Origin of the sequence: Chitinophaga sp. S165, from assembly GCF_003182155.1 — a bacterium.
GTDB lineage: Bacteria > Bacteroidota > Bacteroidia > Chitinophagales > Chitinophagaceae > Chitinophaga.
This window is the reverse complement of sequence record NZ_QGTG01000004.1, coordinates 335,108-359,132: the sequence shown is the minus strand read 5'-3', so window position 1 is coordinate 359,132 and position 24,025 is coordinate 335,108. Positions and strand designations below refer to the sequence as shown.

Sequence of the window (24,025 nt, the reverse complement as noted above, 5' to 3'; positions counted from 1 at the left end):
ATAAGTTACAATGTGTCTACCGGAGAGTCTTTAGTGCTACTCTACACCGGCTATTTTCATATCAAGCAGCTCCTGCCTGGTTAAGTCCGGTAATCCACCGGGATTTCTTCTCAATTTGGCGGCGAGGTATTCCCCTACTTTCATGGCATCTTCAGCCGTCTGAAAAGGCTTTCTGCCCATGATCACAGGAATAAAAGGCTGTTCTATATAATTATGGGAGCCTTTATTGATCTTAAATCCCCATCCTCCGCCTTCAGGCTGAAACGTAACTACCGCAATGCTGTCTTGCATTGCGGTAGCCGGCGCCTGTTTAATATGTTCAGTTCCTTCTGTTTGTTTGGGCGGTTGCTGACAGGCTGCGAAACACAACGTAGCTGCCAGTACCGGCATCCATACACTCAGAATTGACTTATAATTAGTCGTTTGTATCATTTTCCTGGTCTGGTAAGAACTCATACAGATCATCCAGGTAAGAACTAGCTGAGTAGCCGGTGCTTACAAAACCTCTGCCTTTCACAGTGAAACCCACAGCTGATGTACGGCTTGCACCATCAAAAGCAGTTTTTTCTGTCCAACGGTCGTTGATCGGATCATATTCCCAGGTAGTTGCGCTGTTGCCAGTAGTAACATAACCTTTGTTAGCGATCACGAAAGCAACACCGCCAGAACGTGCGATAGAAGAATAGTCATCATCGAAAGAGTCGTCAGTAGCGTTTTCGATCTTCGCCTTCTCATTCCACTGGTCATTAGAAGCGTTATAAACGTACATACGGGTAGGCGTTGTACCTGCACCTGTACCGGTTACAACGTACGCGCTATCGCCAATTACGAATGCAACAGCTTGTCTTCTCTTGTCTTTCAGAGAGTTAGCAGAAGACCAGGTGTTACCAACCGGATCATATTTATAGAAATCGCTCATGTTGTTACCGCCATCAAAGCCGGTACCTACATAACCCAGATTCTTCAGACCGAAGCCGACTGCATAGTAACGGGCTGCGCCTGGGAACTCGGCTCTGCTCTCCCAGCTATTGGAAGCAGGATCATACGCCCAGGTATCTTTTAATGAGTTCTGATCAGCACTACCGGTCGTTACATATCCTTTACCAGCAGCTGCAAACGCTGTAGCAGCAGTACGGGCGAGATTTTTCGTAGGATCGTTCTTATCCGCCATAGACGCTATCAGAGTCCAGTTGTCTTTTACGGGATCATATTTATAAAAAGAACTTAACTCAGTTCCTCCATCAACACCACTGGTGCCAGTTCCTACATACGCTGTATCTCCGATCACAAAGCTCACGGCATCCCTTCTGGCGTCTCCCTGGTAATCTGCTCTTCTTACCCAGTTACCCAGCTTGGTCGTATCTTCGCTTGATGAACAGGAGGCTAACGTAAGTACTGCCAATCCCAGAAAACATACATTTAAATAGCGCATAAGTGATTTTTACTTTTTTAATAGCTGCCAAAATTATCCGCACTTATTTAAGTGCAATCACGAAATAGATGTTTAGGTGTTTTTGACAGACAAATCAGGCCTTTTTATCTGCCAACTGGTTTTTTACCTTAAACGACACCTTGCTACCCCAGCAGTAGCACAAAGAGCACCGGGGGGTATTCGTCGATAAAAAGAGCCTATTCGCATATTAAATCAGCGTGAAGTTGGGTTCCTGTCTAAAATTGCGCTCCATGAATAAAAGTATCCGCGCCAAAGTGGCCTGTAAATACCTGGTTTGTGCATTATTGATCACTGGCGCCGCCGCCTGTGATAAGGAGGGTTTTTTATACGATGATATCACAGATGAGAGTGGTACAGAATATCTGGTAACAGATACTATTACCATGAACATGAGCACGGCGTATCTGGATTCTGTTCCTACTTCGAACCTCGGTGTTGCCCTTGCCGGTGTCAACAACGATCCTGTATTCGGAAAAATTTCCGCTACTTCATACTGGCAGGTAAGAGCTTTCAGCGGTACGCTGCCTGACAGAGCTATTTACGACTCCATAATATTATTAGTACATCCTAAAACTGAATATTACGGAGATACTACATTAACCCAGCACATCGAAGTATATCGTGTGCAGGAAGAAATCAAAAGAGCAGGAAACAGTGCTTTCCTGTATAGCCGTAGTTCATTTGCAACAGACCCTACCCCCCTGGGTAGCCGGGAAATGAAAATACGTCCTCACCGCGACTCCATATTTAAAATAAGAATAGACGACGCATTGGGAAGAGAGTTTTTTGAACTGATCGATAAAAACTCAACCACAATTACGAATCAACTCTATTTTGGCAGATACTTTAAAGGCCTCGCGCTGAAACCAGGCGCCAACAGCCAGGTGATCACCTCTTTCAGAGCTGACGATTCCCTGAACCTGCGCCTTTTCTACCATACTAATCCTGGCATACCGGTACAGGCATACTTTGACTTCCCGGTATATAATACAGCTTTGCAGTTCAACCACATAGATGTTGAACGCCCTTCCGGATCTCCGTTGGCTGCATTGAACCCAACTAAAAAATTATTGCCATCATCAGAGGCTGACAGAAGATTATTCGTACAACCACTGACCAACGTCATAGGCCGTATAGATTTTCCTTACCTGCGGACCTTTAATGAGTTGAGCCAGTTCTCTAAGATCATGCGTGCCACACTTACCATAAAGCCGGAAAAAGGCACTTACAGATATCCATATGTAATTCCAAGAAATATGGTTGTCGGTGTAATCACAAATGGCAACGTGGTAGAAGATACCCTTATTTCTCCGTCCACCGGGGCAGTACAATACGGTAATCTCATCTATGATCCCGTTTTTAATGAATCGACCGCCTATACTTACGATATTACCAATTATTGCATTGCACAATTAAACAGTACTGATAATTCATACAGAGGGCTGGCGTTGCTGCCCCCAAGAGGAACCGGTCTTTCTAACTTTGACCGTGCCATCCTGGGCGACAACAGAAATACGAAAAGCAGGATATCAGTTCAGATCTATTACCTGCGGTATAAATAATGCAATCAAGAATTGACTACATGAAGCGATTACAATATACAACCGGCTTATGTGGCCTGATGCTTTTACTCGGTGGAAAAGCAATGGCACAACACGGTATCAATTCACTCTATTCTGCGTATGCTATCGGCGACCAGGAAGAGCATGATTACACCCGCAACTTTGGAGTGGGCAGTACTGGTATAGCCCGCCGTTCAGATGTTTACCTTAACGAACTGAACCCGGCTTCCTATGCATTTATACCACGTCAGAATTTCATGTTTGACGTATCTCTGCGTGCACAGACCATCACCTACAAAGACGCTACTACCCTGAACAGACAGGCGGGCGATGTGAACATCAAACGACTGGCAATGGGTTTTAAAGTCAATAACAGGTGGGGCATGAGCGCTGGCTTCGGACAGTTCAGCAGCGTTGACTACAAACTGCTTTCAACCACATTCATAGATACATCTCCACAGGTTACCACTACCGAAGGTAATGGCGGCGTTTATAAGGCGTATATATCAAATGGTGTAAGATTAACGAAGAATTTCTCCATTGGTGTGTCCACTAACTTTCTGTTCGGTCCCAACAATGTAACAGAGAATATCGGAGGCGACACAGTATCCACCAAGATCCAGCGCTATGCATTCAATACTAATTTCAACACCGGTATTCAATATGCAGGCATGCTGGGTAAACACTGGATGTTAGGCCTGGGTGCTACCTATCGTTTCAAAACCAAATTGAACTACGAGAAAAAGCTGATCGTACAGAACGCAAGTGAAACTACACTGTTCGAAGACGATCTGGCAAGAGAAAAATATACTTTACCTGAACAGTATGGCGCAGGTATTTCAATCGGTAATGGTAACCTAACCTGGTTGGCCGACTGGCGCAGACAGTTGTGGAGCGACAGCCGCATTGTCAACGCCAAATACAGACTTACCAATTCTGAACGCTATTCTACCGGCCTTGAATATTCTTTCAAACGTAAATACGGCCAGCAGCAGGGTGAAGGCATTGTATTACAGGGAGGTTTCTCTTACTACAAATCATATCTGATCGTTAACAATAATCAGATTAAGGATGTAGCTGGTACCGTAGGTATCTCCATTCCGGCTAAATCCAATATGCTGCGTTATTACATAGGTATCGAAGTTGGCCAGCGCGGTACTACCAGCGGCGGACTGATTAAAGAAACTTATGTGAACGGTGTGTTCCATTTCTCACTGAGAGATATCTGGTTCCTGCGTAGAACATACGATTGATCTGATCTGACAAATGATGAAATAATTAAAGCCCGCAGCACTTGCTGCGGGCTTTTTCTTTTTCTTTCCGGATCAATGCGTTTCACGCAACAGATCCCGGAACCAATATCCTGAACTTTTTATTGTTCTTCGTTGAGTTTCAATATCCACATGCACCAATCCGAAGCGCGCCCGGTAGCCTTCAGCCCACTCAAAATTATCAGTAAGCGTCCAGGCAAAATAGCCATCTACCGGTACCCCTTCCCGCTTTGCTCTTAATACAGCTGAAAGGTATTCTTCGAAATAACTGATGCGGTCCCTGTCGTTTATTTCGCCACCGCTCATAACATCGTCAAATGCAGCACCGCTTTCTGTTACCATTAGCCGCTTAATTCCTTTATAAGCACCAAACTGTTTAAGAATAGAATATAGTCCCTCTCCACTGATCTCCCAGCCAAGAGCTGTCATCGGTACCTTGCGGAACTTCGGCTTAACTTCTGAAATACCTACCACCGGCATGAATGCATTCCTACGAACCACCAAGGGGAAGTAATTCTGTACGCCAATAAAATCAAAATCAAAGGATAATTGGTCCCAATCCCGCCACAGGGCATACCGCCTTTCAATACGGCGCAATAATGGGAAATCGTTCACCGGATATCCCATGCCTAATACCGGCTCAAGGAACAGGCGGTTAAACAGGGCGTCAGCCTTCTTTGCAGCCTGTATATCGGCCTCTTGCCGGGAATAAGGGTGAATATATGAACAGGACAGAGAAGTCCCTATATTGGCCTCTTTCACCATTTCTCTGATCACCTTTGCTCCCGCTGCCTGCGCCAGCAACACATGATGTACGGCTGGCAGAAAATAGGACAACCCGAATTTTCCCGGTGCATGCACCCCCAGCATATAACCGAGGGATGTAAAGCCAAATGGCTCATTCATCACTACCCAGTTCTTCACTTTGTCGCCATATTCTTTTACACAGATGCGTACATATTCTTCAAATGCAAAAATAACCCCACGATGGCACCAGCCTCCTTTCAGCTCCAGTGCATGTGGCAGGTCCCAGTGATAGAGCGTCACATAAGGCGTCAATCCAGCTTCCAGGCAGGCATCAATCACCCGGTGGTAAAAGTCGGTCCCGGCAACATTTACGGCTCCGGTACCCTGTGGCAAAATGCGCGGCCAGGAGATGGAAAAACGGAACACATCAAATCCCAGTTGCTTCACCAGCAGGATATCTTCCCGGTAACGGTTATAGAAGTCGTTTGCTATCAGTGCATTTGTTCCATCCTTGATCTTACCTTTCCTTGATGTAAACTCATCCCAGATAGACCTGCCTTTACCATCAACATCACAAGCCCCTTCATTCTGAAATGCAGAAATTGTCACTCCCCATAAGAAGTGCTCTCCAAAATCCTGACGGGTAAAAGGCGCCGTAAATTGTTCCATAGATAAAACAAGGCTGCAGTTTACAATAGATTATTCGTATAACCCATTATTTAATTGTTAAGGGGCTTGAAATTTAACATACAAAATAGCGATCTTAGGCGAATGTTTAGTAAACACATCACAGGATGGACATTGGGTATGAGCCTGTTGCTATACGCCTGCCGGGACGGTCAACCGCAGCAGGCCGCTAAAGATGGCACGGCTGACCATATAACAGCAGCCGATACTCTGAACCACATGGTGCTTATTCCCGGCGGTATATTTACAATGGGCGCCGATGATCCGGAGGCAAGAAATGATGAGCAACCACGTCATGTTGTAACTCTGGATAGTTTCTGGATGGATGAACATGAAGTGACCAATGCCGAATTTGCGACCTTCGTAAAAACTACCGGATACATTACTACTGCCGAGAAACCCATCAGCAAAGAAGAGTTGATGCAGCAATTACCACCCGGCTCTCCAGAACCGGACAGCAGTATGCTATTACCCGGTTCCCTTGTATTCACACCTCCCTCCCATCCGGTGCCACTGGATGATGTATCTCAATGGTGGTCATTCGTAACAGGCGCAAGCTGGCAACATCCAGGTGGGCCAAACACCAATATCGCTGGTAAAGAAAAGCTACCCGTTGTACACATCTCCTGGGATGATGCGCAAGCTTATGCAAAATGGGCCGGTAAACGCCTGCCTACCGAAGCAGAATGGGAATATGCTGCTCGTGGCGGGTTAAAAGAGCAACCTTATCCATGGGGCGCTGAAGCGCTGACAGCAGGGAAACCTAAAGCCAATACCTGGAACGGACATTTCCCTTATCTGAATACACAAACGGATGGATATGCGGGAGTTGCTCCTGTAAAAAGCTTTGTACCTAACGGTTACGGATTATACGATATGTCGGGCAATGTATGGGAATGGTGCGCCGACTGGTATGACAGCCGCTATTATCAGCAGCCGGGTAACAATAATAATCCGCAGGGACCTGCCAGTGGTTATGATCCTGATGATCCTCTTACAGCAAAACATACGATCAGAGGAGGTTCTTTTATGTGTACGGATGAATATTGCTCCGGCTACAGGGTTACTGCAAGAATGAAAACATCACCGGAATCGGGATTGGAAAATCTTGGTTTCAGATGTGTAAGGAATAATTAAAGATAACTCCACAGTCTAAGATCCCGCCTTCTTTTACTGCATCAAAGCGAATAACAATACTACCATCTGACAGATAAAAGTATTTATGCCGGAAACACGCAACATTTGCTCTGTTGCATGTTTCCGGCATAAATATTATTCGATGTAGTAGTATACCCTTAGAGTGGTTTTAAGAGTATTTGAAAATCAGCATGGAATATTTCCACGGTCTGAGCGATCGCAAACGCAATATTAACGTTTAACGGATTCTGATCAACTTTAGGTTTGCCATTGGGATGAATAAGTGCCGGATTGAAAATGATCAGACCACAGAGACGCTCCTTCGGCGACGGACAGTCCAGAAATGGTACCGCCACCCAATTATTAGGGTTAGACCAGGCGGTAGTTGATATTGTGAAATAGTAAGTCACAAACCGTTGTGATTCTCTGGCTTTAAAAGCCAGTAATCCACCCACAAGTGCAGATATAAGGATAAGACTGAGGATGATTTTGGGCGTTTTCATAATTGAAGTTTTAAGGGTAAAGAAAAATGTATTGTTCATGGAAAGTCCCTCTCATTGAAAACTCAATGATGTCCTTTCAAGCTAGCGTTGTACAAAAAGTCGTTGTAGTGATGACGACTTGTTGGTATTATTCGTTGGTTTTAGTCAGGTATTCTTCTGTTGGGGGATATACATTCTATGTGCAGGTCAAATGACAAGCTAAATGTAGGCTGATTATGGTGGAAAGAATTAGGAGATGAAGACTATTTCAGACGGTCTATAACAATTTAATATGCTTTACTAGTTTGGATAAAAAGGGGCTAACCGTATGGCTAGCCCCTTTTTAATCATATGCAGCAATGATATCATTGCTTACTTATTTTCTGTTTTTTTCTTTGCTGCATCAGTATTTACATTCGTATTTGTCTTACCGGATGCATTTGTATTAGCATTGGAAACAGTGCCATCACTACCTACATATCCAACAATCTTTACGTCTGAAATCGTTTTGGCGTCCTCATTTGCAGCTGGTACAGGGGTGCCGGTACCGGTGTTGGCTTTACCTACGTATTGAACGACAGTCGGCTGTTTCTGTACCGCGCTTCCATCTTTTGTTGCTTTCGTCCCCATATAACCTTTGGTGTTAATAAGTATTACACCGTTTTTTCCATCCTCTCCATATACAGCTGCATGTTCGCCTTTAAGAACATTAATTGACTGTATGCTTTCAGGCATCAGACCTTCAGGCATAGTATGTCCGAGATTTACGCCATCGAGGAATATCAGTGGTTCGTGACCATTTGACGGCTTACCTAACGAGATACTTTTCGCGTCCATTTGCATTGAAGTAGCTCCAGGCGTTGCAACAGGTGCAGGTGCTGCCGGAGCTGCCGGCACAGCAGTTGCTGTCGGAGCCGCAGGTGCCGGAGGCACAGCAGGAACGGCCTTGCCTTTCACTGGCGCAGGAGGAGCCGGAGGAGCTGGTGGTGGAGGTGGTGGCACCGACCACGGTGCTGCAGGTTTTACTGTATCTTTCGGAAGAACAATACTGGCAACATATTTTACAGACGTCTCTGTCTTAGCTATTGCCCTTGTAAAGTTTAACGATAGTACTGCAATGCCCATTATGGCTCCCAGCACAACATAACGTAGCAAATGATAGCGGGATGATTTTTTCTTATTCATCATCATAATCCTTTGTTTTAAATGTGAGAAATTGAAATTGTTTGCGATGGCCGTCGCATATGGGATCCCACTTACTTTTATTAAACTGTATTGATAAGCTTTTGCATCCATTCCCTGTCTGAGAATACTTCTGTCAGTGATGAATTCAAGATTCTCACGGATCGCAATACTCATTAACCAGGCGCCAGGATTGAACCAGTAGAAGATCTTGTTTAGCTCTCCCATCAGTACATCCAGTGTATGCCACTGCCGTACATGCACCTGCTCATGCCGGATGATGGAAGTAAATTCCTCCGGACTATGCAGGGAAGGATTGATATAAATATTACGCATGAATGAAAACGGGTTAACCTGCTTCTCCATTATTCTCAGCTGCTGATCGTCTGGCGAAAATGTTGCCCTGGTATGCCTGTGCAACCTCCACAGGGAGAATAGCTGTATCATCAGGCGAATGCTCATCACTACTACTCCTGCCCAAAAAACATATTCTACCAATACATTCATAAAGGGCACTGACTGGCGCGTCTGGAAAGCCGTTAGATCTGGTATGTAGGTTTCAGCAACCGCGTTCAGCGGCTGATGCTGCTGTATAAATAATGAAGGGTCAATGAACGGACAGACCGCTGCACATATAATACCTCCCAATAGAAAAAAACGGTTCAGCGTATAAAAAGTGAGTCGCCTCAATCCAAAATGGTAGGCCAGATAAAACAAAACAAGTGCGATGTTGGCTTTAAGCAGATAAATAAGCATAACTATCAGTTTTTCTCAATCATCTTAACAATTTCCTTGAGTTCTTCCGGAGTGATCTTCTTCTCCTTTGCGAAGAAGGTGACCAGGGCTTTGTAAGAATCTTCGAAATAGTCTTTTACAAAACCATTCATAAATTTCTGTTTGTATTCACTTTCCGCTATCACAGCCGTATACTTGTATACATTGCCTGTTTTTTCACTTTTGAGATACCCTTTTTTTTCCAGGTTCTTAATAGTGGATGCCAGCGTTGTATACGGTGGTTGCGGAGAAGGATGTACTTCCAAAAAGTCCTTCACAAAACCAGGCCCTGTTTTCCAGATGGATAACATTGCTACTTCCTCCTGTTGTGTCAACTTTTCCATATTCATTTGTTTTAGACACAATCATCTACGATTGTTTCGTAAATCTACGAATATTTCGTAAATAACCAAATAAAAAAAGAAAAACACCAGGTTTTTAAACAGATGTTTTTCTTTCTATGATGATTCGTAATTATTTAACGCCTGGGATTTTACAACGTCCCCGGATTAAATCCCGGTTTGCAATGCTTCTTACTTCAGCACCTCTTCCAGCTTCTTTTCCAAAGCATCACCCCGAAGATTCTTGGCAATGATATTTCCCTTAGGATCGATCAGCAGGTTTTGAGGAATAGCCCGGATACCATATTTCTCCGCCACCTCATTTTTCCAGCCCTTCAGATCGGATACCTGTGTCCATAGTAAATTATCGGCCTGGATCGCTGCAAGCCATTTTTCCCGTTTTTCATCCAGGGAAACGGACAGTATATCAAATCCTTTGTCACGGAAACGACTGTAGGCCTTCAGTACGTTCGGGTTCTCTGCCCGGCAGGGACCGCACCAGCTGGCCCAGAAACCTATTAACAGGTACTTACCCTTGTAGGCTGCCAGGCTGATATTTTTACCTTCAGCATCCGGCTGCGCAAAGTCAATAGCCGGCTGTCCTACCGCTGTTTTTTTGGCAGCCTCCAGTCCTTCGGCGAAGTCCTTTCCTGAAGGAGTATTACGTATATGTCTTCCCAACCTGTTGAATATGGGTTCTATTTCGGCCAGGTTGATCTCATAGTCTGCATATTTATTCAACACGTACAATGCAATAGGCGAATTAGGATTATTCCGCAGATAATCCCCCATGATCTGTTTCTGCTGTGCGGCCAGTTCATCAAACTGGGGTTCCAGCTTTCTCATACCCTCTTCATCTTCAGCCATGTACAACTGACGGTATTGCTTTTCCAGTTCATCCAGGCGGCTGTTAACATCTTTCAGCTGCCCGTTCAAACGGATATAATCATTATTAGCAACAGATCCTTTTACAGTAGCTTTACTGATAGAGTCTTCAGTAGTGATCGTGATATCTCCTTTATCCAGGAACAGTGTCAGCAAATCTCTCTTCTTTGTTTCAGTAGTCTCCTGGCTGTCTGTCTGAACAGGAGGCTCCTGTACTTTCAGCAACAGATTGGCAATAGTCGGTTCGGCCAGAACACCGGAAAAAGTAAATTTACCATCCTTTACATCCGTGCTATCCAGTTTGTTATCACCACAACGCCTGATATTCAGATACACCTTTGCTGGCTTCTGTAATGTAGTAACAGTTCCCTCTATTTTAAATGATTGCTCACCCTTCCATTTTTCCTGCGCCAACAGGACCATAGGCGCAAAAAACGCCACGGCCATCATTACGGACTTCATTGATTTAGATTATTTAAGAATAACGAAATTCACATATCCCGGCAGGAAAATCAACCTGTTTGTGATAAACGGTGAGGGAGGTGACTATAAAAGAAGCGGCCTCGTGTAGGTACGAGGCCGGTAAGTAAATTATTTTAATATTTGTTCCAGTTTGGCTTCCAATGCGCTGCCACGCAGGTTACGGGCAATGATCTTTCCTTGCGGGTCGACCAGGAAGTTGGCTGGAATGGCGCTTACACGGTATAACTGTGCTACTTCATTCCCCCATCCCTTCAGATCGGATACCTGGGTCCATTGCAGATTATCCTGCTTTACAGCCCCAATCCAGCGATCTTTGTTCTGATCAAGAGAAACCCCCAGGATAGTGAAGTTCTTGTCTTTAAAGCGCTCAAAAGCCTTCACAACGTTTGGATTCTCGGCACGACAAGGACCGCACCAGCTGGCCCAGAAATCGATCAGCACATATTTTCCACGGAAGGAAGAAAGCTTGATCTGCCGGCCATTGATATCTTCCTGGGTAAAATCAGTCGCCTCGCCTCCTTCAGTTTCTCCTTTTACACTACGCAGGTATTTAGCAGCAGCAATCCCATACTTTGATTCCTTCAATGGCTTGTCCAGTGAGTTAAAAACCTTCTCAAACTCGTCAGGCTCCAGGCGGCCGCGTAATTCATTCACCAATATCCACAGACTGGCCACTTGTTTAGGATGACCTTTGATGAAATCCCTGCCGGTTGTCACCACATCTTCATTAAACAGGGACGCCTTCGCACGGAATGCATTTTTGCCAGCTTCATCATCACCCGCTATTTTCGCCGCTTCTGCATTCAGGACCTGGGCCCGCTCAATCAGTGCCAGAAACGTCTTCTGATACGCCTGCATGGTTTTGTTTTCCTCATTTCCCTTTACAGCAGTAGCAATCGGAAAACTTTTTGCATCCAGTGTGTATTGAACTGATTCTTTACCAGTTATAAACAGCAAAGGATTCTGTACTCCCTCCAGGATCACCGCATAAATAGACGGGCCTTTAGATTCAGGTACGCTAAACGAGAATTTGCCTCCCTTCAGGGATATTGAATCCTTCGGACTATTATCATCATCAGAGTACAGATAGAGCTTTTTGCCTTCAGCACCCGTCAATGTTCCGGATACTTTCTGTTGAGCATAGACTGTACATGAGAAAAGCACCGCAAGGGTGCCGGTAACAAGTTGTTTCATCCCTACTAATATAGAAAATAACTGTTATTTATCGTGCCTTTTCTTCAGAACGGCCAATACATCGGATAACTGGTAGCCTTTCGCATTGAGTAACACCAGATAATGAAAAAGAAGGTCCGCCGATTCGTTCAGGAACAGTTCTTCATTATCATCCTTTGCTTCTATAACGACTTCCACCGCTTCTTCCCCTACTTTCTGCGCTATCTTGTTAATTCCTTTTGCAAAAAGTTTCGATGTATAAGAACTCTCTGATGGATTGTTCTTTCTGTCTGTAATGATGCTTTCCAGTTTGCCCAGGAAATCATTACTTACATTGTTTTCTTCCCAACAGGTATCTGCCCCCGTATGGCATACCACTCCGGCCGGAATGGCCTTGATCAGCAGAGTATCGCTGTCACAATCCACCCTGATCTCCTGCAGTGTCAGGAAATTACCGCTTTCCTCTCCTTTTGTCCACAAACGCTGTTTGGAACGGCTGAAAAAGGTCACCTTGCCTTCCTGCAGGGTCTTGTCCAGCGCTTCCTGGTTCATGTAGCCCAGCATCAGGACTTTCAGGGTAGCTGAATCCTGCACTATGGCTGGCACCAGGCCGTCTGCGCATTTCTGGAAATTTATCTGTTTGTTATTATACATGCAGTGGTTACTTTTTTTAGTAAAAATACCGTCTGGCCGGTAAAATTAGTGGTTTTCTCAGAACCTGATGTTTACGCCTCTCTGGTACAGGTAAGTTTTTAATGCCTGAATTTCAATCTCTTTATAATGGAAAATACTCGCGGCCAATGCAGCATCCGCCTGGGCATTTTCAAACACATCCATGAAATGCTCCATTGTACCCGCTCCGCCAGACGCAATCACAGGCACATTCAGGTTCTGCGACAGTTTTCCGGTAATGTCCAAAGCAAATCCCTGCTTAGTACCATCATTATTCATAGAGGTCAGCAGGATCTCTCCTGCCCCGCGCTGAACCGCTTCTTTCGCCCAGTCATAAGCTTTGATCTCGGTTTTCACCCGGCCGCCATTCAGATATACATACCAGTCACCATCTTCAAAACGGGTATCGATCGCCAACACCACACACTGACTGCCAAACTCACGGGCCAGTTCATCTACCAGTTCCGGACGTTTAAAAGCCGAAGTATTAACAGATATCTTGTCTGCTCCTGACTGTAGTAAAACATTCACATCTTCAACAGAAGAAATACCACCACCTACAGTGAATGGGATATTCACATGTCTTGCTATGCGCGTTACCAGTTCAGATAAAGTCTTTCTACGCTCATTAGTAGCGGTGATGTCCAGGAACACCAGTTCGTCCGCTCCCTTTTCTGCATATAATGCACCCAGTTCGATCGGATCACCGGCATCGCGTATATTTTCAAAGTTCACACCCTTTACTGTGCGGCCATCTTTAATATCGAGACAGGGAATGATACGTTTTGTCAACATGATTTGAATAATTAGGAATTAAGAATTGAGAATGCAATACAGCCGGAAACAAGCCCTTAATTTTTCAGGAACGCTCCCAGTTCCGCCATACTGATCCTTTCCTCGTAAATTGCTTTCCCCACGATCACACCGCTGCAACCGGCTTCCGCCAGTGCATGCACATCAGCCATTGTACTCACGCCACCACTGGCAATAAAATCGATCTGCGGAAAACGTTCCAGGATCTTTTTGTATAAGTCGATAGAAGGTCCCTGCAATAATCCATCCTTGGCAATGTCTGTACAGAAAATATGCTTCACTCCTTGTTTAATATTCTCCTCAAGAAAATCAAACACAGAAAGATCTGTGGTTTCCAGCCATCCGCCTACCGCTATCTTCTCCTCTTTCACATCTGCCCCCAGGAAGATCTTGTCAGCGCCGTACTTCTTCACCCAACCTGAAAACAGCGCAGGATCCTTCACTGCTATACTACCGATAGTCGCCAGTTCTGCTCCGTTCTCATATACAATACGAAGATCATCTTCTGTTTTAATACCTCCGCCGAAATCTATTACCAGGTTAGTTTTACCTGCTATTGCTTCCAGCACCTTCCAGTTCACTACGGCTCCTTTCTTTGCTCCATCCAGGTCTACCAGGTGTAAACGGCGTACGCCAATACTCTCAAAAGCTTTGGCTACTTCCAGCGGATGTTCATTATACACTTTCTTCTGTCCGTAATCGCCCTGCGTGAGACGTACACACTTACCATCTATAATGTCAATAGCAGGAATGATGGTAAATCCACTCCCTGTTGCTTTATCAAGTTGCAATTTCATCTTGCAGAAAACGATATTATCTTTTGTAAAATGATCTCCCCAGAATTCATAGCTCCGTTTTATATAAAAGCCTTCCGCCGTTTTACGGGCATTACACCATAAAAATGTAATATGCTCCTTCCTGCAAAAATCTTCTATATACTGCATCAACAGGCTGCCGTACCCTTTACCCTGGCTTTCCTGATGAACAGCGAGTTTGCGGAATTGCGCGGATTCTTTTCCGGGTACCAATGTCACTACTCCCCGCAACCTGGCGTCTTCAAACAGGCCGAAATGGAGACTGTCATCATCATGTTCCAGGCGCATCGCCTCTGGTGTTGCGTCAGGGTATAACACATCCCTTCGCAGTGCTAATATATCTTCTGTATAAACTCTTCTTATCTGTATTGGCTGCATAGTCCTTTATAACTTCAGAAAATTCTCGAGGATCTTCTGTCCTTCGCCCGCAGATTTCTCCGGGTGGAACTGTACTGCATAGAAATTGTCTTTCTGTAATGCAGCACTGTAGTTGATCACATAATTGGTTGTAGCTACAGTATAAGGACTTAGCGCCGCATAATAACTGTGTACAAAGTACATGTATGAGTTCTCCGGCACGTGCTCAAACATGGTGCTGTACAATCCTGTTACGTTATTCCAGCCTATCTGTGGTATCTTCAGCAGATTATCCACCGGCGATTGGAAACGTTTTACTTCCACATCAAAAATGCCGAGGCAATTGGTATCGTTCTCTTCTGAGTGTTTACACATCAACTGCATGCCCAGACAAATGCCCAGCACCGGCTGTTTCAGACCGGAGATCAGCTGGTCGAGTTTTCTTTCCTGTAAATAACGCATGGCGGAACTAGCCTCTCCCACACCGGGGAAGATCACCTTATCGGCGGCCTTAATTGCTTCAGGATCGTCTGTTACCACTCCTTCCACTCCCAGCCGGTCCAGTGCGAACATCACGGAACGGATATTACCGGCATTGTACTTTATGATGACCGTTTTCATATACTTTTCTTGTCTATTTTACGCCAGCAACAAACTGCTGTATTGCTGTATCCAGGTTAGTTGCATTCTCGATAGCCCGAATAAAGGCCGTACCTATCACGCCACCATTACTATGAGTAGTAGCGGCATCAAAGGTAGCTTTATCTTTGATACCAAACCCGATCAGTACAGGATTCTTCAGCTGCAATGACTTCAATCTCTCGAAATAGATCTGCTGATTGCCCATGTCCTTATCCTTACCTGTTGTAGAGGAAGAAGACACCGCATATATAAACCCTTTGCTCAGACTATCTATTTTCCTTATCCGCTCCTCACTGGTTTCAGGCGTTACAAGGAATACCAGGTGCAGACCATATTGCTCAAACACCGGTTTGTACTCCGATTCATATTCATCCATTGGCAGGTCAGGCAATATCACACCATCCACACCCACTTCCGCGCATTTCTTACAGAAGTTTTCAATACCATACAGCAACACCGGGTTCAAATATCCCATCAACAACACAGGCACATGTACCTGCTCACGGAAATCCTTCAATTGCTCAAACAATACTTTTAAGCTCATACCATTCCTGATGGCCCGATTGCTGCTATCCTGGATCACAGGACCATCAGCCAGCGGATCAGAGAAGGGCATACCTAATTCAATAATATCCGCGCCATATTGCTGTAATGCTTTCATGACAGGCAGTGTATCATTCAACTCAGGATATCCTGCTGTGCAGTAAATATTCAGGACTCCTGTTCTTTTGCCGGCAAATAATTGATCTATACGATTGCTCATAAAATATATTTATACGTTACCGCCAGTATTACCGGGCAAATTACGAATATAAGTCTCCATGTCCTTATCACCTCGTCCGCTCAAACACACTACTACCACATCATCCGGCTTGAATGCCACCTGCCCGAGTTTAGACAGTGCGTGAGATGATTCCAGTGCGGGAATGATACCTTCCAGGCGGGTCAGTTCGTAGGCAGCCTGCAAAGCTTCATCATCCGTAGCATTCAGGAAAGTAGCACGGCCTGTTTCATAGAGATGTGCGTGCAGCGGGCCAATGCCGGGATAATCCAGTCCTGCAGAGATAGAGTATGGCTCGGTGATCTGTCCATCTTCCGTTTGCATCAGCAAGGTCTTACTTGCGTGGATGATACCCAGTTTACCCAGTTGTGTCGTTGCGGCAGAATGACCTGAATGCACACCTTTACCACCTGCTTCTACGGCTATCAGCTTCACATCAGGTTCATCCAGGAAGTGATAATAGGCACCTGCTGCGTTGCTACCTCCGCCTATACATGCCATCACGTAGTCAGGATTTTCGCGGCCTGTTTTCTCGAGCAACTGTTTTTTGATCTCTTCACTGATCACCGACTGAAAGCGGGTTACCATATCCGGGTAAGGATGCGGGCCTGCCGCTGTACCGAGGATATAATGGGTGTCAACCGGGTTATTGATCCAGTCGCGGATAGCCTCGTTACAGGCGTCCTTCAGGGTCTGGCTACCGCTGGTAGCAGGTACTACGGTCGCTCCCAGCATTTTCATACGCGCTACGTTCGGCGCCTGGCGCTTAATATCGATGCTGCCCATATATACCACACACTCCAATCCCATCAACGCGCAAACTGTTGCCGTAGCTACACCGTGCTGTCCGGCGCCGGTTTCAGCGATGATACGTGTCTTGCCCAGCCGTTTTGCCAGCAGGATCTGACCGATCGTATTATTCACTTTATGCGCACCTGTATGGTTCAGATCTTCACGTTTGAGATAGATCTTCGCGTTATATTTTTCAGATAAACGTTTTGCAAAGTATAAAGGAGACGGACGGCCCACATAGTCGCGCAACAGCTGGTCAAACTCTTCCTGGAAGCCAGGTTCACGCAGTATTGCCAGGTAATTGCGTTGCAGCTCATCCACATTCGGATATAACATCTCCGGGATGTAAGCGCCGCCAAATCTGCCGTAAAAGCCTTTTTCATCTACATGATACTTAGAGCCGAATGTATTTTCCGCAATCTTCATGCTATGACTATTTTAAATAAGTTGATTGAATCTGATCTGTAAATAACCGTACCTTTTCCATGTTCTTCACACCGGGCTGGATCTCAAACTTACTGTTCACATCTACTGCAAACAGCGCCGGTAATTTCATCTGCAGCAATTCAGGCGTTTCTTCCAGCCCTATGCCGCCACTCAGATAGAACGGATGTGCATAAGGATAGGTCTGCAACAATTCCCAGTTAAACCGTTTGCCGGTGCCACCGTATGCTTTACCAGCTTCTGTATCGAACAGGAAATAATCTGTTACCGGCAGGTAAGCCGAAAGCAATGCCGGCCAGTCTACGTTCTCTCCTACACGGAAGGCCTTTATTACCGGTACGCTTTTTCGTATAGCTGCACAGTATTCCGGTGTTTCATCACCGTGTAACTGTACCATATCCAGACCATAGTCGGTAATGATACGCTGCACCTGTTCAAGCGGTGCGTTTACAAACACACCTACCTTCTGGATACCTTCTATTTCGCGGACGGTACGGGCATCTATTTTCTGTCCCGCAAAGCGCGGCGACTTTTCATAGAATATAAAGCCGGCATAATTAACCTGGTAATTCACCAGTTGTTGCAGGTCTTCTTTCCGTGTAATACCGCAGACCTTTATTTTCATTGTGCTGATTTATTGGCCAGTTCCGTTACAAAGTGCTCAAATGCCCGTGGCGGATTTTCCTGCCGCATAAAATGTTCTCCTATCAGGAATCCCTGGAAGCCTGCCTGCTTCAGCGTAATGATCGCATCCGTATTACTGATACCGCTTTCGGCCACTTTACACTTGTCTGCAGGGATCTGGGGCGCCAGTTCACAAGAGCGGTTAAAATCGACCTTAAACGTAGTAAGATCACGATTATTCACTCCTACTAGTTGTATATGATTAGTCACTTTATCCAACTGATCGCCGCTATGCACTTCCAGTAATACTTCCAGTCCCAGGTTATTTGCAAAAGCTGCCAGTTGTGCTACTTCCTGCTTTGTCAGGCATTCTGCTATCAGCAGTATCACATCTGCACCGATGGCCTTTGCTTCCAGGATCTGGTATTCATCGATAATAAAATCCTTCCGGAGGATAGGAATATTGTTCAATGCCCTTGCCTGTTGCAGATCATCCGAAGAACCACCAAAATACTTTTCATCAGTCAGTACTGACAAACCCGATGCGCCATAACGGGTATATGCCGTTGTTACATCCTGCACAGTTACTTCACCATTGATGAGACCTTTTGAAGGAGACCGTCTTTTGAACTCTGCAATGATTCCCGTCTTCTCAGGGTCCCGTAGAAACTGCGCCAATGATAAAGGCGTTCGTTTGAACCAGGATACCTGTTCTAATTCTTCCACGCTCCGCTGTTCTTTGCGGGCAGCCACTTCTATGTGCTTGTGGGCTACAATTTCTGTCAGGATATTTTTCATGATTGCAAGCTTATCAACTTCTTAAACGCGTTATGCGCTGCACCTGATTCCAGTGACTCTACAGCTGCCTGGAAACAGTCAGCATAATTATCAAATTTCTTCATACAATATAATCCCATCGCAGCATTGGCCAGTACTACCGAGTTTTGCGCCCAGGTCCCTTCACCTTTCAATATCTTCATAAAGATCTTTGCTGCGGCTTCTACAGTGCTACCGCCATATATATCTTCAGGATATACCTTACGTTTACCCAGCTGTTCTGGCGTCCAGTCTTTTTCTCCCTCATTCGTAATTACACGGGTATCGGCTGTCAGAGAGATCTCATCATAACCATCCAGGCTATAAACGATCGCATAGCGCTTGTCAGTCTGCTGGAACAGATAATTATAAACTCTCGCCAGTTCGAGGCTATAAACGCCTATCAGCTGATGTTGTGCAAAGGCAGGATTTACCAGCGGTCCCAGCATATTGAAGAATGTACGGATACCCAGCTGGCGGCGAACGCCGGCCACATTCTTCAGTGCGGGATGAAACAATGGTGCGTGCAGGAAACAAACGCCTGCCTGCTCGAGCTCTTCCCGGAGTTTAGCATCATCGTTCTTGAATTTATACCCCGCCGACTCCATCAGATTGGAAGCTCCGCTTATGGAAGATACGCCATAGTTGCCATGTTTGGCCACTTTCCCGCCTGCGCCCGCCACTATAAAACAAGATAGCGTTGACACATTAAAAGTATTCTTTCCATCTCCACCGGTACCTACTATATCAAGTACTTCATAGCCATTCAGATTAACGGGCACGCAGAGTTCAAGCAAAGCATCCCGGAATCCCAGCAGTTCCTCTACTGTTATACTGCGCATGAGGAAAACTGTCATAAAAGCCGCCAGTTCGCTTTCATTGTACATGCCCTTTGAAATACTCATGAGTATCTCTTTGGCAGCCTCACGGCTAAATGTTTTATGTTCAAAAAGGTAATTAAGTATCTTTTTCATTACTTGGAATTTATGCTTTCAACCAGTTACGAAGTATCTGTTCTCCCTGTGGCGTCAATACACTTTCAGGATGGAACTGTACACCACTTACATCATATTTGTTATGTTGCAGCGCCATGATGTAATTATTATCGTCCCTGGCAGTTATTGTCAGGTCGGGAGATAATGTTCCTTCATCTACTACCCACGAATGATAGCGGCCTACTTCCAGCTGATCAGGCAAACCGTTGAACAGTCTTCCGTCTCTCGCCGTGATGTTCACATTTGTTGCTACGCCGTGATATACATCTTTCAGATTGATCAGCTTTGCGCCGAAAGCTTCTCCTATAGCCTGTTGTCCCAGGCATACACCGAAGATGGATTTACTTGACGCATACTCTTTGATCAACGGCAGCAGCAATCCTGCTTCTTCAGGAATACCAGGTCCCGGAGACAAGATGATCTTATCGTAATCTTTTACTTTCTCTAATGGAATTTCATCGTTGCGCACCACTGTCACTTTACCATTGATGATCTTCTCCACCAGGTGCACCAGGTTGTAGGTAAATGAATCGTAATTATCAAACACCAGAATATTCATGTCAGATATTTTGAGCCAGGATAATGGCCTGTTTTAATGCATTCAGTTTATTGTTCACTTCCTCCAGTTCGGACGATGCGACAGATTTCGCTACCACACCCGCTCCCGCCTGATAGTATAATGTGTTGGCTTTGCTCATCACAGAACGGATCATGATAGCATGATTGAAGTCACCGTTAAATCCTACTGATCCGATACAACCACCATAAAAACCACGGGCAGTCGGTTCATTCTCATCAATGATCTCCATTGCCCTGTATTTTGGCGCACCGGATAGTGTTCCCGCAGGGAATGTAGCTGCCAGTAACGAGAATGGGTTCAGGTTCGGTTGTATCTTACCGGTCACTTCACTCACGAGATGTATCACATGCGAGTAGTACTGTATCTTCCTGTAAGATTCCACTTCCACATCTGTGGCCAGTCTGCTGAGATCATTCCTTGCCAGGTCGACCAGCATTACATGTTCTGCATTTTCTTTCGGATCTTCTAACAACTTTGCCGCCAGCTGCCTGTCCTGCTCATCATCGCCTGTACGTTTAAATGTACCGGCTATCGGATGAATAGTAGCTTTATTGTCTTTTATGATCAGCTGGGCCTCGGGTGAGGAACCCATTAGTTTATAATCGCCGTAATCGAAGAAGAAGAGATAAGGAGAAGGGTTAATGGAGCGGAGGGCGCGGTATACATTGAATTCGTCACCTTTGAACTTTTGCTGGAAGGCTCTGGAGAGTACTACCTGGAAAACGTCTCCGCGGAAGCAGTGTTGTTTACCTTTTTCGACGATCTCCATGTATTGTTCATTCGTCAGGTTACTCTTTTCATCCCCGTCTGCCTTGAAGCTGTAAGTCGGTACGTCTTTCTGTCTTATCAGGGACTCTATCAGATCAAACTCACTGTCAAGGCCTTCCACCACATTTTCACAGAGATACAGTTCATCTTTGAAGTGATTGATAGCGATGATATACTGATAAAAACGGTATCGCATCAATGGAATGGTATTGCCGTTCTGTTTGTTCTTATTAAACTCTATCGTTTCGAAAAATTGCACTGAATCGAACGTGCTATACCCAAATAAACTCTGCACCACGGGCAGTACCGGCTTATCAGCGAAAGTAAAATTACCGAGGAACTTCTGCAACTCATCTAACACGCTCTGTTTGTTCTTCAATTGTTTCCTCTCTGGCGGGAGATTAGGATACTTAAATTCAAAATCCGTGGTACTGGTCACTTCTATGCCTGCTATCGGCTGGATGCAGATGAAGGAGAAACTGTTTTCACTGGCGCGATAGTCAGTACTTTCCAGCAGTAGGGTACCAGGAAACTTGTCGCGGAGCCGCAAATAGATACCAACAGGCGTGAATACGTCTGCCAGCATTTTCTTTGATCTTGATTTTACTTGAATACTACCCATTGGTTTGTGATTGAGTTAATTGGGTGACTATCTAAAACGAAGAAGGCCCGCTGTGTAACAGCGAGCCTTCCAATTATATAGTTTCATTACGAAACATGGCACTGTAACACCTTATCAGGAACTGATATTGTGCCACCACCAATGCTTGTTTGTAATGCTTGTTATCATGTTTTAATTTCTTGCGGAACAAATATCCGGTCTTTTTTGAAAACATGCAAATTTATTTTGAAAAAATTTGTGAAGTGATAAGTTCAGGGCGTTCTGACGCGAAATTCATCAATCTTTGGCTTATCTAAGACGTTTACTTAAAGAGCTTTTGACTACTTTCACCAGGCCTTCCTTCCCCTCCAGGGCCGGTATGATACGGCAGGGGTCCAGGTAGGACGTCGGTCGGCGCCTCTTCGGATGGAATGCTATCGGGCTTTTTCAAGCGTATGAGCATTGGAACATGGATCTGGCGGCATCAGTCGTACCTCAAAGAGCCGAAGGCCCGGCATCTCTACCTGCCCCCCTTCTGCTCATTGCCGGCCTATGGTAGTCAGCCCATTATAGGCAGGACATCGTCTTCTACAAAAGAGCCTTCAACGACTTGCCTGACAGTCTAATGATCTCCCGTTTGAATGTCTCTCCCCACAGTAAACCACTATCATTATTACTATTACTATTACTATCACTTTCCTCTACCTTCCCTGCCATTGCATGAAAAAAGTCCTGCTACTTATGGGGAGCAGCTAAGTAGCAGGCGGTTAAAGATGGAGACTGCGGGCCTTCGGCTCTTTGGGTGTACGATTGATAAAGCTAAATAGATATTCCCAAGCCCATACGCTTGAAAAACCTAAATAGTAATTCAAATGCCCAGAGAGGCGCCGACCGCAGGCCCATACTTTAACCGCAGCTACTTGCGGTTAAATATCTTACAACACGCCCTTCGTACTCGGTAACTGCATGTTGGCAGGATTACGCTTTACCGCCATTTTAATAGCTTTCGCAAAGGTCTTGAAGATCGCCTCGATCTTATGATGCTCGTTTTCACCTTCGGCCTTGATGTTCAGATTACACTTTGCAGCATCAGAGAAGGATTTAAAGAAGTGAAAAAACATCTCCGTCGGCATCTCCCCTATCTTCTCACGATTGAACTTCGCATCCCAGACAATCCAGTTACGACCACCAAAATCAATAGCAGCCTGCGCCAGACAATCATCCATAGGAAGGCAGAAACCATAGCGCTCAATACCTCTCTTATCTGCCAGACCTTGCGCCATCGCTTCGCCTAAAGCAATCCCCACGTCTTCAATTGTGTGATGCTCGTCAATATGCAGATCGCCTTTTGCTTTTATAGTCAGATCAATACTTCCATGACGTGCGATCTGATCCAGCATATGATCAAAGAACGCAAGGCCTGTACTAATGTCAGCCTTTCCTGTACCATCCAGGTTCAGAGAAATATTGATATCTGTTTCCTTAGTAGTACGCGTATGAGAAACAGTACGTAGTCCTAATTTCAGGAACTCGTAGATCTTCTCCCAGTCTGTAGATTCCAGTGCGATCACATCTTTCAACGCCTGCACATCGGCACTGATCTCAGCACTTCCGAGACCGGTACCCTCATTCATCCAGATAGCTTTTGCGCCTAGATTCTGCGCCAGCTGCACGTCTGTAATGCGGTCGCCGATCACGAACGAATTCGCGAGGTCGTAGTCAGCAGAGAAATATTGTGTCAGCATACCCGTGCGCGGCTTACGGGTAGGTGCATTCTCATGAGGAAAAGAACGGTCGATATGCGCCGCTTTGAAGGTCACCCCTTCATTTTCAAAGGCCTTCAGAATGAAGTTCTGCGCCGGCCAGAAATCTGCTTCAGGAAAGCTGGCAGTTCCCAGGCCATCCTGGTTGGTAACCATTACCAACTCATAGTCCAGTTCCGCTGCGATGCGGGACAAGTAAGTGAATACCTTCGGATAAAACTCCACCTTTTCAAGGCTGTCGATCTGGTAAGTAGGCGGTACTTCCTTGATAATGGTACCATCCCTGTCTATGAAGAGGACTCTTTTCATTATTGCTGTTTATTACGGCGCTTGTATTGTTATGTTGTACACAGTTATCTGCAATAGTTAACTGTTTTGTATGTTC

Annotated in this window: 23 protein-coding genes; 3 read left to right on the top strand and 20 right to left on the bottom strand. The window is 45.3% G+C overall.

The features are described 5' to 3' along the window. Positions 1–36: 36 nt before the first annotated feature. Together C7475_RS18710 and C7475_RS18705 are read right to left on the bottom strand one after the other, a co-directional pair. Entirely contained in the window at positions 37–432 is a 396-nt protein-coding gene (locus tag C7475_RS18710; RefSeq protein ID WP_158286545.1) for a DUF4907 domain-containing protein, read from the bottom strand. After that, positions 416–1,432: a kelch repeat-containing protein gene (locus C7475_RS18705; RefSeq protein WP_110054908.1), complete on the bottom strand. Its 1,017-nt coding sequence runs from the start codon at positions 1,430–1,432 to the stop codon at positions 416–418. Before C7475_RS18705 ends, C7475_RS18710 begins: the two co-directional genes overlap by 17 nt. Before the next feature lie 251 nt (positions 1,433–1,683). Between C7475_RS18705 and C7475_RS18700 the strand changes: the two genes are divergently transcribed. Together C7475_RS18700 and C7475_RS18695 are read left to right on the top strand one after the other, a co-directional pair. After that, the gene (locus tag C7475_RS18700; RefSeq protein WP_110054907.1) at positions 1,684–3,015 is read left to right on the top strand and encodes a DUF4270 family protein; all 1,332 of its coding nucleotides are present in this window, start codon (positions 1,684–1,686) and stop codon (positions 3,013–3,015) included. 20 nt (positions 3,016–3,035) lie between these two features. After that, positions 3,036–4,268, top strand: a complete 1,233-nt coding sequence (locus tag C7475_RS18695) for a hypothetical protein (RefSeq protein WP_146217590.1) — start codon at positions 3,036–3,038, stop codon at positions 4,266–4,268. Between the two features lie 72 nt (positions 4,269–4,340). Here C7475_RS18695 and C7475_RS18690 read toward each other — a convergent pair whose 3' ends face one another. Next, positions 4,341–5,702, bottom strand: coding sequence for a GH1 family beta-glucosidase (locus C7475_RS18690; RefSeq protein ID WP_110054905.1), 1,362 nt, complete (start codon positions 5,700–5,702; stop codon positions 4,341–4,343). 102 nt (positions 5,703–5,804) lie between these two features. Here C7475_RS18690 and C7475_RS18685 point away from each other — a divergent pair, with 102 nt between their 5' ends. Beyond that, positions 5,805–6,857 carry a formylglycine-generating enzyme family protein gene (locus tag C7475_RS18685; protein ID WP_110054904.1) on the top strand — a complete coding sequence of 351 codons (1,053 nt, stop codon included), beginning with the start codon at positions 5,805–5,807 and terminating at the stop codon, positions 6,855–6,857. A 158-nt stretch (positions 6,858–7,015) separates the two neighbouring features. Here C7475_RS18685 and C7475_RS18680 read toward each other — a convergent pair whose 3' ends face one another. The 17 genes from C7475_RS18680 to hisB form a co-directional block, all read right to left on the bottom strand. Continuing rightward, a complete protein-coding gene (locus C7475_RS18680) occupies positions 7,016–7,360 on the bottom strand; it encodes a hypothetical protein (RefSeq protein ID WP_146217589.1) in 345 nt (114 codons plus the stop codon). Positions 7,361–7,711: 351 nt separating this feature from the next. After that, a complete protein-coding gene (locus C7475_RS18675; protein ID WP_110054902.1) occupies positions 7,712–9,277 on the bottom strand; it encodes a M56 family metallopeptidase in 1,566 nt (521 codons plus the stop codon). 5 nt (positions 9,278–9,282) lie between these two features. Then, a complete protein-coding gene (locus tag C7475_RS18670; RefSeq protein ID WP_110055057.1) occupies positions 9,283–9,639 on the bottom strand; it encodes a BlaI/MecI/CopY family transcriptional regulator in 357 nt (118 codons plus the stop codon). A 189-nt stretch (positions 9,640–9,828) separates the two neighbouring features. Then, positions 9,829–10,983: a TlpA disulfide reductase family protein gene (locus C7475_RS18665; RefSeq protein ID WP_110054901.1), complete on the bottom strand. Its 1,155-nt coding sequence runs from the start codon at positions 10,981–10,983 to the stop codon at positions 9,829–9,831. A 129-nt stretch (positions 10,984–11,112) separates the two neighbouring features. Then, a complete protein-coding gene (locus tag C7475_RS18660; RefSeq protein WP_110054900.1) occupies positions 11,113–12,198 on the bottom strand; it encodes a TlpA disulfide reductase family protein in 1,086 nt (361 codons plus the stop codon). 24 nt (positions 12,199–12,222) lie between these two features. After that, positions 12,223–12,831 (bottom strand): bifunctional phosphoribosyl-AMP cyclohydrolase/phosphoribosyl-ATP diphosphatase HisIE, encoded by a 609-nt coding sequence (gene hisIE / locus C7475_RS18655; RefSeq protein WP_110054899.1) that lies wholly within the window; start codon positions 12,829–12,831, stop codon positions 12,223–12,225. Between the two features lie 57 nt (positions 12,832–12,888). After that, positions 12,889–13,644 (bottom strand): imidazole glycerol phosphate synthase subunit HisF, encoded by a 756-nt coding sequence (gene hisF, locus C7475_RS18650; RefSeq protein WP_110054898.1) that lies wholly within the window; start codon positions 13,642–13,644, stop codon positions 12,889–12,891. Between the two features lie 56 nt (positions 13,645–13,700). Continuing rightward, positions 13,701–14,855 (bottom strand): 1-(5-phosphoribosyl)-5-[(5-phosphoribosylamino)methylideneamino]imidazole-4-carboxamide isomerase, encoded by a 1,155-nt coding sequence (hisA, locus tag C7475_RS18645; RefSeq protein ID WP_110054897.1) that lies wholly within the window; start codon positions 14,853–14,855, stop codon positions 13,701–13,703. 6 nt (positions 14,856–14,861) lie between these two features. Next, positions 14,862–15,455 (bottom strand): imidazole glycerol phosphate synthase subunit HisH, encoded by a 594-nt coding sequence (hisH, locus tag C7475_RS18640; protein WP_110054896.1) that lies wholly within the window; start codon positions 15,453–15,455, stop codon positions 14,862–14,864. A gap of 13 nt (positions 15,456–15,468) precedes the next feature. Next, the gene (gene trpA, locus C7475_RS18635; RefSeq protein ID WP_110054895.1) at positions 15,469–16,239 is read right to left on the bottom strand and encodes a tryptophan synthase subunit alpha; all 771 of its coding nucleotides are present in this window, start codon (positions 16,237–16,239) and stop codon (positions 15,469–15,471) included. Positions 16,240–16,248: 9 nt separating this feature from the next. Continuing rightward, positions 16,249–17,475, bottom strand: a complete 1,227-nt coding sequence (gene trpB / locus C7475_RS18630; RefSeq protein ID WP_110054894.1) for a tryptophan synthase subunit beta — start codon at positions 17,473–17,475, stop codon at positions 16,249–16,251. A 7-nt stretch (positions 17,476–17,482) separates the two neighbouring features. Beyond that, complete coding sequence (locus tag C7475_RS18625; protein WP_110054893.1) at positions 17,483–18,118, bottom strand: phosphoribosylanthranilate isomerase; 636 nt, start codon at positions 18,116–18,118, stop codon at positions 17,483–17,485. After that, entirely contained in the window at positions 18,115–18,915 is an 801-nt protein-coding gene (gene trpC / locus C7475_RS18620; RefSeq protein ID WP_110054892.1) for an indole-3-glycerol phosphate synthase TrpC, read from the bottom strand. The genes C7475_RS18625 and trpC overlap by 4 nt, the downstream gene beginning before the upstream one ends. After that, entirely contained in the window at positions 18,912–19,907 is a 996-nt protein-coding gene (gene trpD, locus C7475_RS18615; RefSeq protein ID WP_110054891.1) for an anthranilate phosphoribosyltransferase, read from the bottom strand. Before trpD ends, trpC begins: the two co-directional genes overlap by 4 nt. A gap of 10 nt (positions 19,908–19,917) precedes the next feature. Continuing rightward, positions 19,918–20,487 (bottom strand): aminodeoxychorismate/anthranilate synthase component II, encoded by a 570-nt coding sequence (locus C7475_RS18610; protein WP_110054890.1) that lies wholly within the window; start codon positions 20,485–20,487, stop codon positions 19,918–19,920. A 1-nt stretch (position 20,488) separates the two neighbouring features. Further along, positions 20,489–21,898, bottom strand: a complete 1,410-nt coding sequence (locus tag C7475_RS18605; protein WP_110054889.1) for an anthranilate synthase component I family protein — start codon at positions 21,896–21,898, stop codon at positions 20,489–20,491. Positions 21,899–22,812: 914 nt separating this feature from the next. Next, complete coding sequence (hisB, locus tag C7475_RS18600) at positions 22,813–23,949, bottom strand: bifunctional histidinol-phosphatase/imidazoleglycerol-phosphate dehydratase HisB (RefSeq protein WP_110054888.1); 1,137 nt, start codon at positions 23,947–23,949, stop codon at positions 22,813–22,815. Positions 23,950–24,025: the final 76 nt, after the last annotated feature.

What these genes read in the sequence shown, in the direction of transcription:
- C7475_RS18665 (WP_110054901.1), bottom strand. Translation starts at nt 10,983, where the DNA reads ATGAAGTCCGTAATGATGGCCGTGGCGTTTTTTGCGCCTATGGTCCTG.
- trpC (WP_110054892.1), bottom strand. Translation starts at nt 18,915, where the DNA reads ATGAAAAATATCCTGACAGAAATTGTAGCCCACAAGCACATAGAAGTG.
- C7475_RS18695 (WP_146217590.1), top strand. Translation starts at nt 3,036, where the DNA reads ATGAAGCGATTACAATATACAACCGGCTTATGTGGCCTGATGCTTTTA.
- hisF (WP_110054898.1), bottom strand. Translation starts at nt 13,644, where the DNA reads ATGTTGACAAAACGTATCATTCCCTGTCTCGATATTAAAGATGGCCGC.
- C7475_RS18685 (WP_110054904.1), top strand. Translation starts at nt 5,805, where the DNA reads ATGTTTAGTAAACACATCACAGGATGGACATTGGGTATGAGCCTGTTG.
- hisIE (WP_110054899.1), bottom strand. Translation starts at nt 12,831, where the DNA reads ATGTATAATAACAAACAGATAAATTTCCAGAAATGCGCAGACGGCCTG.
- C7475_RS18690 (WP_110054905.1), bottom strand. Translation starts at nt 5,702, where the DNA reads ATGGAACAATTTACGGCGCCTTTTACCCGTCAGGATTTTGGAGAGCAC.
- C7475_RS18700 (WP_110054907.1), top strand. Translation starts at nt 1,684, where the DNA reads ATGAATAAAAGTATCCGCGCCAAAGTGGCCTGTAAATACCTGGTTTGT.
- C7475_RS18675 (WP_110054902.1), bottom strand. Translation starts at nt 9,277, where the DNA reads ATGCTTATTTATCTGCTTAAAGCCAACATCGCACTTGTTTTGTTTTAT.
- trpB (WP_110054894.1), bottom strand. Translation starts at nt 17,475, where the DNA reads ATGAAGATTGCGGAAAATACATTCGGCTCTAAGTATCATGTAGATGAA.
- trpD (WP_110054891.1), bottom strand. Translation starts at nt 19,907, where the DNA reads ATGAAAAAGATACTTAATTACCTTTTTGAACATAAAACATTTAGCCGT.
- hisA (WP_110054897.1), bottom strand. Translation starts at nt 14,855, where the DNA reads ATGCAGCCAATACAGATAAGAAGAGTTTATACAGAAGATATATTAGCA.
- hisH (WP_110054896.1), bottom strand. Translation starts at nt 15,455, where the DNA reads ATGAAAACGGTCATCATAAAGTACAATGCCGGTAATATCCGTTCCGTG.
- trpA (WP_110054895.1), bottom strand. Translation starts at nt 16,239, where the DNA reads ATGAGCAATCGTATAGATCAATTATTTGCCGGCAAAAGAACAGGAGTC.
- C7475_RS18660 (WP_110054900.1), bottom strand. Translation starts at nt 12,198, where the DNA reads ATGAAACAACTTGTTACCGGCACCCTTGCGGTGCTTTTCTCATGTACA.
- hisB (WP_110054888.1), bottom strand. Translation starts at nt 23,949, where the DNA reads ATGAAAAGAGTCCTCTTCATAGACAGGGATGGTACCATTATCAAGGAA.
- C7475_RS18710 (WP_158286545.1), bottom strand. Translation starts at nt 432, where the DNA reads ATGATACAAACGACTAATTATAAGTCAATTCTGAGTGTATGGATGCCG.
- C7475_RS18705 (WP_110054908.1), bottom strand. Translation starts at nt 1,432, where the DNA reads ATGCGCTATTTAAATGTATGTTTTCTGGGATTGGCAGTACTTACGTTA.
- C7475_RS18680 (WP_146217589.1), bottom strand. Translation starts at nt 7,360, where the DNA reads ATGAAAACGCCCAAAATCATCCTCAGTCTTATCCTTATATCTGCACTT.
- C7475_RS18625 (WP_110054893.1), bottom strand. Translation starts at nt 18,118, where the DNA reads ATGAAAATAAAGGTCTGCGGTATTACACGGAAAGAAGACCTGCAACAA.
- C7475_RS18610 (WP_110054890.1), bottom strand. Translation starts at nt 20,487, where the DNA reads ATGAATATTCTGGTGTTTGATAATTACGATTCATTTACCTACAACCTG.
- C7475_RS18605 (WP_110054889.1), bottom strand. Translation starts at nt 21,898, where the DNA reads ATGGGTAGTATTCAAGTAAAATCAAGATCAAAGAAAATGCTGGCAGAC.
- C7475_RS18670 (WP_110055057.1), bottom strand. Translation starts at nt 9,639, where the DNA reads ATGGAAAAGTTGACACAACAGGAGGAAGTAGCAATGTTATCCATCTGG.